Source organism: Pantoea sp. FN0305 (assembly GCF_050113845.1).
Lineage (GTDB): Bacteria > Pseudomonadota > Gammaproteobacteria > Enterobacterales > Enterobacteriaceae > Mixta > Mixta alhagi.
Window position 1 is genome coordinate 425,945 of the sequence record NZ_JBNJSN010000004.1, and the last position, 14,047, is coordinate 439,991.

Consider the following 14,047-nt stretch of genomic DNA (forward strand, 5'->3'; position numbering starts at 1 on the left):
CAACTTTTGTACCAGCTATGCAGGTGCCAAAAAGGGCGATGTTACCGTTGCGATTGCGCATTTACAGGGCAGGAGGCATGTTCAACGCTGCTTTAAGGTGCAACTTGCCTGTTGAACGCCCCTTAAAAGATTGAACAGCCGAGCCGCTCGGAAAGCAATTCCAGCACCGCAGTGCCTGCCAGGGAGTTGCCGGACGCGTCAAGGCCTGGCGACCAGACCGCGATCGTCATCTCCCCGGGTATAATGGCAATAATTCCTCCGCCCACGCCCGATTTCGCAGGCATTCCTACCCGCCAGGCAAATTCGCCTGCGCCGTCATACATTCCGCTAGTGATCAGCAGGGCGTTGATCTGGCGCGTCTGCCGTACCGTCAGTATTGGCGTTGTCTCGCCCAGCGGGCAGCCCTGGTTGGCCAGGTAGAAGAAGCAACGCGCCAGTTCCTTACAGCTCATCGCCAGCGAACAGTAATGAAAATAGGTTTGCAGCACGCCGGGTACATCATTATCAAAGTTTCCAAAGGACTTCATCAGCCAGGCGATAGCGGCGTTGCGCGCCGAGTGATCGAACTCGGAGCGGGCAACATAACGATCGTAGTTAATCGATGGCTCGTCACACAGCTGACGCACTACCTCCAGCATCCTTTGACGCGGGGCGGTCAGACGGGTTTCCAGCATGTCGCAAATCACCAGCGCGCCCGCATTGATAAAGGGATTGCGCGGCTTACCGCGTTCCATCTCCAGCTGCACCAGAGAATTAAACGGCTGGCCGGAAGGCTCTTTACCCACGCGCTGCCAGATCTCCTGTTCCTGATAACGCGTTTGTGCCAGCGTCAGCGACAACACTTTGGAGATCGACTGAATAGAGAAACGGACATCAGCATCGCCAGCCTGATACAGCGTGCCTTCGCGGGTGAGCACAGCGATACCCAGATAGTCAGGCGACACCTGCGCCAGCGCCGGGATATAGTCAGCCACTTTTCCCTGACGCGTTAAAGGGCGCACCTGCTGCAGGATCTCTTCCAGTAAAGCATTGCTGAGTTCAGCCACGACAATCTTCTCCGTTACGTTAGATGCGCAGCATGATGGGAGGTTGTCTTCACGGCGTCAATAAATTCAGAAAAAAGCGTCTGGCGCAGGAAAAGGTAGAAAGAAGGGATGGCCGGATCGCCTTGTAAACTGTCGCGTTCCGGCCTGTGTTTTGCGTGTGATCAGGATGGGATAATACGGTTAGCCTTCAGCTTATCAAACAGCGTAAAGAAGGCATCGCGCGTCGAGCGATATCCGGTAAAGCCCGCCTTGCGACTTTTGCTGATGTCGGTAAAGACTTCCATCGGACGACCGAGATCGGCATCGGTATGCCACCAGGAGGCGAGACGGGAAATCTCTTGCTCGCGCAACTGGTACTTCTCAGCAATTTTTCCCCAGTCATGATCGGCGTTCAGCATGCGGCCTTCCAGCGGCTGCATCTCACCGGGGAACGGCGCTGCTTCAATTCCAAAGTAATCGGCGATCTGCTCCCACATCCATTTCCAGCGGAAGACGTCGCCGTTTACCACGTTATAATCCTGATTTTGTGCTGCGGGAGACGTCGCGGCCCATTCCAGCTGCTCCGCCAGCAGGCTGGCATCCGTCATATCAGTTACGCCATTCCACTGCGCTTCTGAACCCGGGAAAATAAAGGGCTTGCCGGTTTCTTTGCACAGGGTAGCGTAGACGGCCAGCGTCTGCCCCATATTCATCGCATTGCCCAGTGCATAGCCGATAATGGTATGTGGACGATGTACGCTCCAGGTGCAGCCATATTTGTTGGCAGCGGCGAACAGCTCATCTTCCTGCGCATAGTAGAAGTTATCGACCGGCTGACGCCCCTGTTCTTCGCGGAACGGCGTCATTGGCACGCTGCCTTTACCATAGGCGTCAAACGGGCCAAGGTAGTGCTTCAGACCGGTAACCAGCGCGACATGGCTGCCTTTCAGGCGCTCGCCCATCGCTTCCAGAACGTTGCGCACCATCGCGCCGTTTACCCGGATATTCTCTTTCTCATTGGCCTGGCGCGACCAGACGCTAAAGAACAGGCTGTCAAAATGGAGATCTTTTAGCGTGGCGTTAACCGATTCCGCCGAGGTGAGATCGGCGGTCAGAGAGTGACAGCCCTGCGGCACCGGCGCGCGTCCCCGCGACAGACCGTAAACTTGCCAGCCATCCGCCTGTAGTTTTTCTGCCAGCGCGCTGCCAACTACGCCGCTTACGCCGATAATCAATGCTTTTTTGTTCATTACGCCTCCTGTAACAGATGCTGTTAAGCATAGTTCGGAATTAATTTCATATCTGAGGTATAAATTCACAAGATTTCGGAAAAGGATTCATGAATCATGATTGGCAACGATCTGCTTAAGGGCATTATGCCGTTTGTGGCAACGGTAGAAGCGGGCAGCTTCAGCGCGGCAGCGGAGCGGCTGAATCTGACCAGCTCAGCTGTCAGTAAAAGTATAGCCAGGCTGGAGCAGCGCCTGGGATCGCGGTTGTTTGAGCGCACCACGCGTACTCTGCGGCTGACCGACGCCGGAGAAGCCTATTATCAAACCTGTCAACGGGTGGTGAATGAACTGAGCGAGGCAGAAACGGTGCTGGCGGCACAGCGTACCCATGCGGTTGGACGCTTGCGCGTCGCAGTGCCGATGACCTTTGGCCGCACGCACGTCATGCCGTTAATCAATGACTTCTGCCGCGATTATCCCGACTTGCAAATCAACATGACCTTTGCCGATCGCTTTGTGGATCTGTTTGAGGAGAATATCGATATTGCGGTGCGCATTGGCGGCCCGGCAGATTATCCCGCCTCGCTGGGGATGCGCTATCTGGGCAACGAGCAGCTGGTATTTTGCGCCGCCCCGGACTATCTGCAGCGCTACGGTACGCCGCAGAGTTTCGATGAGCTGCAGCAGCATCGCGCTGTGGCCTATGAACGGGTGGACGGCACCACCACGCCCTGGCGCTTTATGGCAGCCGACGGCCGTGTCGCCAGCCGGACGGTAAACGCCAGGCTGGCCTTTGGCGATAGCGAAGCACAGCTAAGCGCAGTCAGCGCCGGTTTGGGTATCGCCCAGATGGCGACATGGCTGATACGGGAAGCAGAGCAGGCGGGCAGGGTAAAGATTATCCTGCCACAGCTAATGCTGGATGGCCTGCCGCTTTGGCTGGTTTGGCCGCGCAAGAAACAGCTGCTGCCAAAAGTGGATGCGCTACTGAAAACCTTTCATCATCTGGTGATTCGTTAGCAGCCCGCTGCAATAAAATCTCCGCTCGGGCTGACCGGCACTACGGTCAGAAACAGGATCAGAGCAAAAAGCAGCAGCAGTACGCCACCGGCAATGCGGACCAGCGCCATAATACTGGCGGCGGCAGGCGAATCGCGAAGCCAAACAGCGGTGACGGTATCGCGTAAACGGCTTACCGCCATAGCCAGTAATAACAGGGAAAGGCCGGTGCCCAGCGCCATGGTCATCACCGCCAGCATGCCCCATGTCACAATGCCAATTGCATTTGAGAACAATAAAACGGTAATCGCGCCGCTACAGGGACGTAAGCCGATGGCCATCATTACGCCAAGCAGCTCTTTCCAGTTTGCGGGCTGAGCCAGCGGCATATGATGACCGCAGCCGCATGGCTGATGGGTATTATGATGAGAGAAAGAAAAACTGCGCAATCCACGTAGCAACATCCAGCCGCCAAAAGCGGCGATCAGCAGCGCGCTGACCTTTTCCATAACCCAACGGCTAAGGCTTAAGTCACCTGCTACCAGGTTAAAACCCACGGCCAGAATAAACACAAACAGAATGGCGCTGAGTCCCTGAACCAGGCTGCCAACCAGCGGCACCGCTCGCCGCGCGGCAGTTGCATGCTGCGGTTGGGTACTCAGCCAGGTAGTGACAACGAACTTACCGTGTCCCGGTCCAACCGCATGCAAAACGCCATAGAGAAAGGTGAACAACAGCAGCCACAGCCCGCCGCTGTACTGACCGTTGTTGATTTGCAGCAGATGCAGTACCAGGTAACGATGCAGAGTAATCTGCGTCGCCAGACTCCAGGCGAGGAAATCATCCCAGTTCCACCAACAATACAGCGCCAGCAGCACCAGTGGCGTGACGACAACCATCAGAGCATGCTTGCCAGAAGAGAGGGAGCGACCAAACATAAAGCATCCTGATTAAGAAAAATCCGCCTTCAGTATACGGAGTCTGGTGCTTAGTGGAACGAAAACTCACGTTAAGCTATAAACGCCAGACCGGAACACCGATGGCTGCGGGAAAGCATGATGGCCGTGTGCCGGCAAACGCATCACCGGTTCGCGCCTTAATCCCGATAGCTTAGCATTGCATGCAGCTATTGGGACGCCTGCCGGTACTGGTAGAGCCGATCTCTGGCAAGATTCTTCATTTTCACCTCGCACATAATATCGAAATCAACAAATGATAATGCCCAGTCATTTAGCGTGTTGTTGAAATAATAGTCTGAATGGGAGCGGAATTTCATTTTTGATAAACCCAATGCAGCCTGATCGGGAAAACCCTCTTCAGGAATCAAGCCTTCCTGCGATATTGAATAATGCAAAACGGGTTGCACACCGCGCCATGATTCCTTTACCTGTTCAATACGCGGATCATCAGGCTTAATAAATTCATTTTCCTTTACCCAGTGATGATGAATATCTAAAACCACCGCGCAGAGCGCTTTGGCCTGTAATACATCGTCCAACGAACAGGAGATTTCGTCATTTTCAACGGTCAGCATTAATCGCGCTTCCGGGCTCAGTTTACCGAACGCCTGTTGAAAACCGGTAAATCCTTTTCGTCCGTTCATATGGATGTTGATTTTAAAATCCTGAAATGTGCGGCCATAACCCATTAATTTTGCACAAAGCGCATGATATTCAACATCTTCAATGGCCCGGATTACCACTGACTCATCCTCTGAAGCCAGCACGGAATATTGTCCCGGATGGAAAGAGAGACGGATATTATTGCCTCTGGCAAAATCACCGCACTTAATAAATAAAGGATAGAGGTCAGGTAAAAATTCCTGATATAAATCTGTTGCTTCGGGAACGGTATATAACGGCAACAGATCGCTGCCAATACGCATCATGCGTAAATCTTCGGGAAGCAAAGCCAATTGCTCCAGGGTTTGAAATAAATTAACCAGGTTGTTCTTAGCTAACTCATAAATAAGAAGGGTTCTTTGTTCATTATTCAGACTCAGAAAACGCTTCCTGGTGGTGGCTTTGAGCGGAAAAGGCTGTTTTAAATCAGCAGTAAGATATTTGCAAGCAAAGCCTAATTTCATAATTTCTCCTGTCTGTCGGGCATACTTAAGTGTAACAGCTAACAGAGAAATGAGATCATGCCGCAAGCAGTGTTACCGTACCGCTCGGGTCGGACAAGAAACAGATGAGCAAAAAAAAGCCGCGCAAGCGTGGTTTACGCGGCCTGTATCAGGGGAAATTACCAGCCTTTGATGATATCGCCTTTGTACAGTTCGTTGGCTTTGTCGAGCACTTGCTGCGAGCGGAAAGCCTCTTTCAGCTTCTGAACATTCGGGCTGTCTTTGTTGTCTTCACGCGCCACAATAGCATTCACATAAGGAGAGGCTTTGCCTTCCATAAACATACCATCGCGAGAGGCAGACAGATTCACCAGCGCGGCGAAGTTGTTATTGATAATGGAGATATAAACCTGCGGATCGTCCAGGGTACGGGCCAGCTGCGGCGTATCCACCTCAACAAACTTAAGTTTTTTCGGGTTAGAGGTAATATCCAGCGTGGTTGGTAACAGGCCAGCCTCTGGCTTAACGGTGATCAATCCCTGCGCCTGTAACAGCAGCAGGCTGCGGCCCAGCGTCGTAGCCTCATTGGAAATCGTAATGGTTGCGCCATCCGGCAACTCTTTTAATGTTTTGATTTTGTGTGAGTAACCCGCGATCGGGAAGACGAAAGTGTGGGTGATCACCGCAAAGCGATAGCCACGCTCTTTCGATTGTTTTTCCAGATAGGGCAGACTCTGGAAGGCGTTAGCGTCAACATCTTTGTTAAACAGCGCTTCGTTCGGCTGCACATAATCATTAAACGCCACCACATCCACATCCAGCTTATATTTATCATGAGCGACCTGTTTAACAGTTTCCCATAATTGCTGGTCGGGTCCGGTGTTAATCGCGACTTTGATTTTATTATCGCTGTCTTTATCACAGGCGCTGAGCAACGTTACTGATGCAGCAAGCAGGACCGTGAGCAGTGTTTTTTTCATTCTGTAGTTCCCTTATACGTGTTAGAAAAACACTATAATATACATCCAGACGTCTGTACATCCATAAGCGTTACGTTTGATGAAAATTACGTCAGATTGCCAGGTTGAACTGACGGGGGGTCAACGCTGGCCGCTTTTCTTTTCCATCAGATCGATCATCGCTCCGGCATGGGCATCAACATTACGAATATAACGCATCAGCGTTTCCGGTTTTTTCCAGGTGCCTTCCTGCATAATCTGCGCTACGGCATAACCCTGTTTTGCCATATCCTGAGCGGCACCAACGCGAGCGCTGTGTCCGCTCCAGCCACGATAGCGATTCTTGTTGCCCTTTGGCCGACTCTGTCCGATCTCTCGCCAGGCATGAATAAAAATATCCTCCAGCGCCGGCGTGCTTAAAGGCCGGTGCGTGGTGATCAACGCTTTATTGGTGCGATGTACCGGACAGAAGAGGAAGGCATCCGGTTCGGCAGCAAGACCGGCAAGTTGTATCCATTCCGTGAGGCGCTGTGACGAGAGCGTGCTGAGTGCTTTGATCAAGCCGCCGGTTTGAACAATGGTTTTTGTCCAGGCGACGTCCAGAATAATGCGGCCATCTTCGGCGCGCGTAATATCACTGACCCGCAGACGCGCCAGCTCGCTGACGCGTAATAGCGTACTGTATGCAACATGCAGAAATGCCAGATTACGCATCTCTTTTAATTGCGCTGAATTTTGCCAGCGTACATCCAGGGCGTTTAAATCTGACAGGCAGAAAGGGACGGCCTGTCCGGTTCGTTCTCCTGACACCACAGCCATGCGGTTGATCTTCTTGATCGCCCGGAACACCGCAGGAGAGGTGTTGGGCGGCAGCAGCCCGGCATTACGATGAAGCATGGAAATCAATGATGCATGGGTGGCGATAGTGGAAGAGGCCCGTCCGTTCGACTGTAAAAACGTCAGATAATCCCGCAAATCTTCCGGTGCCATTGGCAAAAAGCGGCGATCGTTTTCCGTGGCCCACTGATGGCAAATTCGCATAACGCTCAGTAACTGACGCCAGGTATTAGGCGAAAAGGCTTCCCGATCCTGCACAAAGGCACGCAATTGCCCGGCGATATCATCATCGGCGCTTAACGCCGGTAATTGCGCACTCTGTTGAATAGTTTTTGTCATTTTTTGCCCGGTAAATAACCGCTTTAACGGCGATCGCGCTACGTGAAATCTGAGCCAGAAGCAGGGCAGTTACCCTGCAGAATTTACGTAGCGACGTCAAAACAAGGACCAGATATCATCCTCTTAAAAGAGCTGCCCATGATACCTGTCTGAAAAAACGCTGTCCTGACTTTATATAAGTCCCATTATATAAAGCTAATCAGTTCAGATCGCAAGGATCGGGCTGGGAATCCAGGTTAGTCCCAGCCCGATTACGGTTACATGCTTATCGGTTATTTAATGTTTCCGACAGAGCCGGGATTTCACCAAGTCCGGCACCTTTGATTTTCATCGTCAACTGAACGTTGCGATGCGTCACAATGCTGATGGCGGCAAGCAGCGCGGGCAGGGCAAGGATAAAGAAGATGCCAGACTGGCCAGGAAACGCCCCCATTAACAGACCGCCCAGTGATGAGCTCAGGATAGCGCCAATGCGACCAATGCCATGCCTTTTGGTCATCTGTTTGAGATCTATTACGATACCGTGCGCTATCAGGCTGAAGCGGGTGAACGTCCATCGTTAAAAAATCTGGCGCAGCGCTATCATGGCCGTGGCGCTTCACCTCGCCGCCTCGATCATTTAAACCTGTTGGCAGCGGATGTCTCTGAATTTAAACGCTTTATGGAGAATTGTCTGGGCTCGCGGGTGACAGAGATGATCCAACTGGATAATGGCCGTATCGGTGGCTGCTGGTTTACCATTAACAATAAGACGTACGATCTGGCATGCACTGAAGAGCATGGTGGAGGCAACGGTCGTCTGCATCACGTTACCTATGCCACAGATACCCGTGAGGATATTTTGCGCGCTGCCGACATTTTTCTTGAGAACGGCGTGCACATTGAGACCGGACCGCACAAACACGCAATTCAGGGGACATTTTTCCTCTATGTCTGGGAGCCTGCGGGCAACCGGGTAGAGCTGGCAAACGCTGGCGCGCGTTTGATTCTGGCTCCGGACTGGCAGACGATCGTATGGACAGAGACCGAGCGTAAGAAAGGACAAGCGTGGGGGCTCAAGACCATCGAAACGTTTCATACGCACGGTACGCCGCCAGTGCCGAAAAATCTGCAATAAACATTTTTGTTTTTTATAAACGGCGCACTGTATGCACAGTCGTGCGCCGCAAATCATCGATCATGAAAAGCTGACGCCAGAGAAGCTCATAGCCAGTTAGCCGCAGCATGAGTATTCGAGCCTGAGATGTTGGCTAATTGAGGCTGAATATATGACTCAGTGAAGCTAACACTTCGGTGCGCATAATGTATATTATGTTAAATATGGTGGGTTTGTTCTTAGGTTCATGAGTTCCTCTCTTTCAGGAAATTACCGATGAATCAGTCAGTTGCCAAAGTTTAGTTGTGGACTTACGATGACTTCATAACGCAAAAATTACGGGGCATCCGCTAAGTTCATGGCATATTCCATCTTACATTTATCGAGGAACAACCAGAGAACTCATCTCATAGTTGATGATGTGACTACCCTACCGGTCATGTTCGCCACGATTTATGGAATGAATGAACTGAGCAAGAAACATCTGGGGACTCAAGAAAACATTCTGTGTTCGCTGCGTTTCTTTTACGTCTATTACTTTAAGAAGCACAAACGAACATTTGACTATGATTTCTATCGGTCTGGCTACAATATCTCCTGTTTTATCAGGGAGCTTGATGGCTTCTTTACTTACCTGCTCGGGAAGCAGCACCTAAGTGACGAGACCGACATAATCTCTACCGGGTTTTTACATTCTGCACTCTCCAGAACCAACAAGTCCACCTATGGTAACCACGTCAGAAACGTTGGCCGATTCCTTAAGTATCTCCACTATAGATATATGAATCTGGCATACCAGGATATGTCACCTGTTGAAGCTCACCAGATTAACCAGGCGAACCACAGAGATCTCGCTGACAGAATTAAGGTCTTCAACAGAGTTGAAGTATCCAGGAACGAACCCGCACACCGATACAAAAGTATCACCAGTCAGCAAAGTGTCGAACTAACGAACATGTTAATCCCCTCCACTCCTGAATTCTCAGATATCGAGACCGGCGAATTATTCACGGCCGTGGTTAATCCCCAAAACCCATTCGATTCAGGATTTCAACAATACCGTAACTACCTTATCCACCGGTTAATGTTTAACTATGGCTTACGTGTTGGTGAAGTTCAATTGTTGTTGAAGGATTGCGTGGGGCCAATCCTTCCAGACTCACGAGGTAACATTCGTTTCATCCTGATTGTACAAAATCTACCAGATGATGTAGTTGATCCAAGGAAACAACAACCTTCACTCAAGACTGAGCATTCACAGCGACAAATCGAACTGACCGAAGATGACTTCATTATGTTTACCATTTATATGGAGCAATATCGGTCCCCATTATTTGAAGAGAAAAAAATTGATGACCATGAATTTGTTTTTATTAAAGGCTCAGGTAGGTTAACTCCATTAACTTACGATGCAATTAGAACATTTTATAAGGAAAAAATTGATCCGGCATTCATTGCCCTATTCCCTCATTATCGTGCGAAAAGTAATAAGATTATTAATAATATGGTTAATATAACACCACACGTTGGGCGGCATACTTGGGCTAACATCACTCTTGAGTTTATTTACAATAGTCTCCTGAGTGAATCACTAATACTGGCGCAAGACTATGGTATTCGAGCAAGGATGAATGGAGTACTTGAACCAGCTATTGAACAACTTCGTGCTTTAGGCGGCTGGTCACTGACCAGTAAAGTTCCATTAAGATATGCCAAGCGGTTTATTGAAGTGGTGAGTAACCAGAGCAACTATAAGCGTACGAAACATTCAGATATGCATTTAGCTTCCCCAGGAACAAACATTTCGCAAACAAAAACCTACAACTTGCTAGAAGATAATGTTTATGACGAAGACTTCACATTCAAAGATCTATTCAACTGAGAGCGGTATCATCGGGGGCGATTTATTTAAAATCTCTCCCCTTCACTTTAAAAAAGAACAGCTTGAATGGATTGAAAATATTCAGCTCCCTACACGATTGTTTTTAATAAATGCAACAGAATTTGATGACCGATATTTATATCTACATGATGATTGGCGATACAGATTCTCAGGTAATAATGTGGCTATATTATTCTCTACTGGTAAATACTTTTGTGATTTATCACCAGTTTCACTCAAGCTCTTGAAATACTTAACGATCGCGTACATTAATGAGAACTCGGCAAGCGTTGCTGATAAATTTGCTCAGTTTGTCGCAACAACTTTCAAACAAATTGAGGTTATCACTCGCGAAAGCCTTATTGAAAAAATGCAAATGCTGGTTGCGAAGACTGAGCGAAATCACTCAGACAGCAGTCAGTTCTATTACACCCTCTATGCGTTACGAAAACTTGATCGTAGTGGGTTCTTCGAAAGTAAGGATGACAGTAATGAGCTGGAAGATCTATTGCTGGAAGTGCCACGCCCTAGGAACAATAACTGGGCTCGCTACCAAAACCTAGACCTCGTTATACCAGAAGAAGTATGCCTAATGATAGAAAATGGCATTCAACGTTGGGCATCTAAACTATGTCCAAAAATTGATGTTGAAGAAAATAAAAACATTCATCTGGAAACTGTAAAGAAAACCATTAAAATTGATACATTACGGGACTGCATTATTATTGGCATAGTATATTACATTGGGGCCAGACCTGTACAGATCGGTAAACTTTCCGGAGGCGATTTTATCGTTGATACCGAGAATAAGTACGGGATGCGTTATTCAGTACTTGTGCCATATGCCAAAAAGTCAAAACTAACTATCGATCGAGTTCGAGTTGCAATTCCGGAAGAACTTGGAAAGTTAATCTTACTGTATAAGTACCTAGTTGGAATTGGTGATACCGACCCAATGTTTTCCATCATAGTATCTTCAATGAAAATGGTGGAAGCGTCATTAAAGAAAATGCTTTTCAGATTTTCACCACAGGAGATTCAGGAGGCAGTAAAAAACGATCATTATCAACTACCTGTATATACCGCAAGCCTCTTTCGTCACAACGTTGGTCACTCAATGGCAATGAGTGGTGCCAGTGCTCCTGAGATAGCTTATATATTGGGTCAATCCTCTTATGTTGTTGCAGATCGATACATTGCAGCCACCCCTGAGATGGCTGATATTCGTGAGGCAGCTTTGGGTCGCAACCCTGTGTTTAAGAACATGATGGCACTCATGTTGACTGGGAATTTGGTTCACAGCAGCGAATGGGAAGGCCGCAATGTTGCAGGGTCAATTGGTGGGCAACTTCATTACCATCTCGGTGGATGTAATTATGAAGAAGACATGTGCCCCTTTGCACAGGGGCGTGGATGTTACGGTTGCCTGTATTTCAAACCATTTATAGATGGAAACCACAAAAAAGTATTTCTTTCGCTGAATGATGAAATCCAAAATGTCCGTGATGTTGCCGATGATGCTGGCCTTTTAAATCATCCACTTCTCAAGGAATTAGTGCGGCTGAAACAGCATGTAAATCAGGTTATGGCTCGCATTGAAATGGCAAACGTCCGGAGGGCTATTTAAAAGATGACTACGCAAATAACAATACTTAATAAACAGGCGGATAATCTTCTTATTTATATAGAGAAATATAAAGCAAAATTTGAAGAGCGTCTTGTTGCCTACAATGCTGTTGGGCAATTGGAGTGGAATGCCGGTTCCTGGCATTTTGGTGAGAAAGGTGTTGCATGGCTTAAAGAAACAAAAGATCGCGGCTTTAAGTGGGACGAAGTTTCTAGTCGTGTTAAGGGGCTCTCACAAATGAATATTTCTTCGGAGTTTCAGGATTTTATGCGAGCTTATCACATGCATCTGGTGTGTATCACTGGCGGATTACCATCAGGTTCTACACTAGACAAACCATTACAGGTGATGAAGCGCTGGTATTGGGAAATGGTAAATAAAACAAGTCAAACGCACCCAATGTATCTGACTTCCGATATTATTCATGCAGCGATGGAGCGGCATCATGAGAATTCTGACAGTCCTGATAATGTCAGTGACTATTGCGATATTGCAGTAAAGGCCATTGCTTTACTACGTCAATATGATCTTTTCTTAGTTAATATTGAAGTCAAAAATAAGTATCCTTGTCGAAATGGTTCTAACAGCACTAAAGAAAGGAAGAAAGCGCAAGAAGCCACCCCTGAGCAAACTGATGATGAAAGACTCATATCAATCCGTGCATTTATGTGTGTTATTGAGTTGATCGCTTTAGCTGAGAATAGTTATCAGCGTATCTTTTACAATATGTTGTTACTCACAATTATTTGCGGTTTCCGTTTCCAAGAAATAATGTTGCTGAAAATGACTTCTTTGGTTAAGCGAGAAATCACGGATAAAGAAAAACGTCAGCACGCAATAGATCAAGACTGGCCTACTTACAGGTTGGGTATTGAGTATCTTGGTGCGAAAAAGGCTGGATGGCGGATCCATTGGCTGGCGCCAAGCACTTATTCTGTCGTTGAGATGATTTATAAATCTGTTCAAGAATTGACCTTGGGGTTTCGTAAAACGATTCAGGGCTTCAGAGATTCTAATTTCACTAACCTGCTCCCAGATAAGATCGCTGATTTTCCTGATGAATGGATTGAGCAAAATTATCTTGAAGACATCATGTTTAGTGGTTCTGGTGGCTCTAGGAATGATCTTGGAAAGAGTATTCGGAATTCCATTGCGAACTTTAGTGGACATAAACCTAAGGTAATACCCGTTCATAAACAGAAGAACAGCTGGTACTTCACTAAAGAACAGTTGAATGATTATGTCTATCAGCGTTACGCTCAAGCAAAAAACTTCGAGCCTGGGCACCAGTGCATAATTTCAGCCAAAAACAATGGTGACTGGGAACACTTCAATTATGAAGACCTGATGTTCATCATGCCGGAAGGTGCATTTGGAATTGGTAAAGATTTTGTTTCATTGCAACATATTTTTCCACTTGATGAAAACTCAATAGAAGCGTGGTTAGGCGGAACACAAAACCGAAAATCAATCTTTGATCACTTTAATCTTTTTGAAGATGATGGGTCCCGTGTCATTATCAAAAAGCATGTACCGCGACATAACATAAATACATTCTTGGCAATCGCTGGAGTGACGGATCATATTCAGGCCATCCTAATGGGGCGTGTTGATATTACCCAGAATAAACACTATCAGCATCAGGCCGAATCACAGTCCTATCAGACCGCTTCTCTAGCAATCAATATGCTCGAAAAGGCTTATGATGAGAACAATCAAGCTCTCACGAAGAGTTTCCAGCTATCACTCTTTACTACGCAGCAGAAGCCCCGCATTCCGCTCAACCTACCCTCCCCCAGAACTGAGCTTAGCCGCAGAATGGCAGCTCTATCACAGTCTTCTAACACGGTAAAAAATACTGAATCGCCACGGATAATCTAGACACTTCTGAGCCGTTGATAATACTGGTTTTCATATTCTGCCGGTGACATCTGATCGCTAGAACCATGCCGACGCTTACTGTTATAAAACATTTCGATGTAATCA

Annotated in this window: 13 protein-coding genes; 5 read left to right on the forward strand and 8 right to left on the reverse strand. The window is 47.9% G+C overall.

Translation table 11 applies throughout. The features are described 5' to 3' along the window. Positions 1-122 precede the first annotated feature (122 nt). Positions 123-1,046 (reverse strand): glutaminase B, encoded by a 924-nt coding sequence (glsB, locus tag ACQE3Y_RS11020; protein WP_426972625.1) that lies wholly within the window; start codon positions 1,044-1,046, stop codon positions 123-125. 161 nt (positions 1,047-1,207) lie between these two features. After that, entirely contained in the window at positions 1,208-2,275 is a 1,068-nt protein-coding gene (locus tag ACQE3Y_RS11025) for an SDR family oxidoreductase (protein WP_426981655.1), read from the reverse strand. 96 nt (positions 2,276-2,371) lie between these two features. On the opposite strand from ACQE3Y_RS11025, the gene ACQE3Y_RS11030 reads away from it, so the two are divergent. Further along, on the forward strand, positions 2,372-3,277 hold the full coding sequence (locus ACQE3Y_RS11030) for a LysR family transcriptional regulator (RefSeq protein WP_426981656.1): 906 nt from the start codon (positions 2,372-2,374) through the stop codon (positions 3,275-3,277). Here ACQE3Y_RS11030 and ACQE3Y_RS11035 read toward each other — a convergent pair. The 5 genes from ACQE3Y_RS11035 to ACQE3Y_RS11055 form a co-directional block, all read right to left on the reverse strand. Further along, positions 3,274-4,194, reverse strand: a complete 921-nt coding sequence (locus ACQE3Y_RS11035) for a nickel/cobalt transporter (RefSeq protein WP_426981657.1) — start codon at positions 4,192-4,194, stop codon at positions 3,274-3,276. The genes ACQE3Y_RS11030 and ACQE3Y_RS11035 overlap by 4 nt on opposite strands. Positions 4,195-4,382: 188 nt before the next feature. Then, positions 4,383-5,342: a UV damage endonuclease UvsE gene (locus ACQE3Y_RS11040; RefSeq protein ID WP_426981658.1), complete on the reverse strand. Its 960-nt coding sequence runs from the start codon at positions 5,340-5,342 to the stop codon at positions 4,383-4,385. Positions 5,343-5,500: 158 nt separating this feature from the next. Beyond that, positions 5,501-6,301: a MetQ/NlpA family ABC transporter substrate-binding protein gene (locus tag ACQE3Y_RS11045; protein WP_426972619.1), complete on the reverse strand. Its 801-nt coding sequence runs from the start codon at positions 6,299-6,301 to the stop codon at positions 5,501-5,503. 120 nt (positions 6,302-6,421) lie between these two features. Then, positions 6,422-7,456 (reverse strand): tyrosine-type recombinase/integrase, encoded by a 1,035-nt coding sequence (locus tag ACQE3Y_RS11050; protein WP_426981659.1) that lies wholly within the window; start codon positions 7,454-7,456, stop codon positions 6,422-6,424. A 265-nt stretch (positions 7,457-7,721) separates the two neighbouring features. Further along, positions 7,722-7,955, reverse strand: a complete 234-nt coding sequence (locus ACQE3Y_RS11055) for a hypothetical protein (protein WP_426981660.1) — start codon at positions 7,953-7,955, stop codon at positions 7,722-7,724. Here ACQE3Y_RS11055 and ACQE3Y_RS11060 point away from each other — a divergent pair. From ACQE3Y_RS11060 to ACQE3Y_RS11075, 4 genes are all read left to right on the forward strand, one after another. Next, on the forward strand, positions 7,941-8,573 hold the full coding sequence (locus tag ACQE3Y_RS11060) for a VOC family protein (RefSeq protein WP_426981661.1): 633 nt from the start codon (positions 7,941-7,943) through the stop codon (positions 8,571-8,573). The genes ACQE3Y_RS11055 and ACQE3Y_RS11060 overlap by 15 nt on opposite strands. 781 nt (positions 8,574-9,354) lie before the next feature. Further along, positions 9,355-10,434: a site-specific integrase gene (locus ACQE3Y_RS11065; RefSeq protein WP_426981662.1), complete on the forward strand. Its 1,080-nt coding sequence runs from the start codon at positions 9,355-9,357 to the stop codon at positions 10,432-10,434. After that, positions 10,397-12,061, forward strand: coding sequence for a site-specific integrase (locus ACQE3Y_RS11070; protein ID WP_426981663.1), 1,665 nt, complete (start codon positions 10,397-10,399; stop codon positions 12,059-12,061). The genes ACQE3Y_RS11065 and ACQE3Y_RS11070 overlap by 38 nt, the downstream gene beginning before the upstream one ends. Before the next feature lie 3 nt (positions 12,062-12,064). Further along, complete coding sequence (locus ACQE3Y_RS11075) at positions 12,065-13,942, forward strand: hypothetical protein (protein ID WP_426981664.1); 1,878 nt, start codon at positions 12,065-12,067, stop codon at positions 13,940-13,942. Here ACQE3Y_RS11075 and ACQE3Y_RS11080 read toward each other — a convergent pair. Further along, the coding region (locus ACQE3Y_RS11080) for an IS3 family transposase (RefSeq protein WP_426981673.1) at positions 13,939-14,047 on the reverse strand (109 nt) is incomplete at its 5' end. The genes ACQE3Y_RS11075 and ACQE3Y_RS11080 overlap by 4 nt on opposite strands.

Coding starts and splice junctions, on each gene's coding strand:
- ACQE3Y_RS11025 (WP_426981655.1), bottom strand. CDS start 2,275: ATGAACAAAAAAGCATTGATTATCGGCGTAAGCGGCGTAGTTGGCAGC.
- ACQE3Y_RS11030 (WP_426981656.1), top strand. CDS start 2,372: ATGATTGGCAACGATCTGCTTAAGGGCATTATGCCGTTTGTGGCAACG.
- ACQE3Y_RS11035 (WP_426981657.1), bottom strand. CDS start 4,194: ATGTTTGGTCGCTCCCTCTCTTCTGGCAAGCATGCTCTGATGGTTGTC.
- ACQE3Y_RS11040 (WP_426981658.1), bottom strand. CDS start 5,342: ATGAAATTAGGCTTTGCTTGCAAATATCTTACTGCTGATTTAAAACAG.
- ACQE3Y_RS11045 (WP_426972619.1), bottom strand. CDS start 6,301: ATGAAAAAAACACTGCTCACGGTCCTGCTTGCTGCATCAGTAACGTTG.
- ACQE3Y_RS11050 (WP_426981659.1), bottom strand. CDS start 7,456: ATGACAAAAACTATTCAACAGAGTGCGCAATTACCGGCGTTAAGCGCC.
- ACQE3Y_RS11060 (WP_426981661.1), top strand. CDS start 7,941: ATGCCTTTTGGTCATCTGTTTGAGATCTATTACGATACCGTGCGCTAT.
- ACQE3Y_RS11055 (WP_426981660.1), bottom strand. CDS start 7,955: ATGACCAAAAGGCATGGCATTGGTCGCATTGGCGCTATCCTGAGCTCA.
- ACQE3Y_RS11065 (WP_426981662.1), top strand. CDS start 9,355: ATGTCACCTGTTGAAGCTCACCAGATTAACCAGGCGAACCACAGAGAT.
- ACQE3Y_RS11070 (WP_426981663.1), top strand. CDS start 10,397: ATGACGAAGACTTCACATTCAAAGATCTATTCAACTGAGAGCGGTATC.
- ACQE3Y_RS11075 (WP_426981664.1), top strand. CDS start 12,065: ATGACTACGCAAATAACAATACTTAATAAACAGGCGGATAATCTTCTT.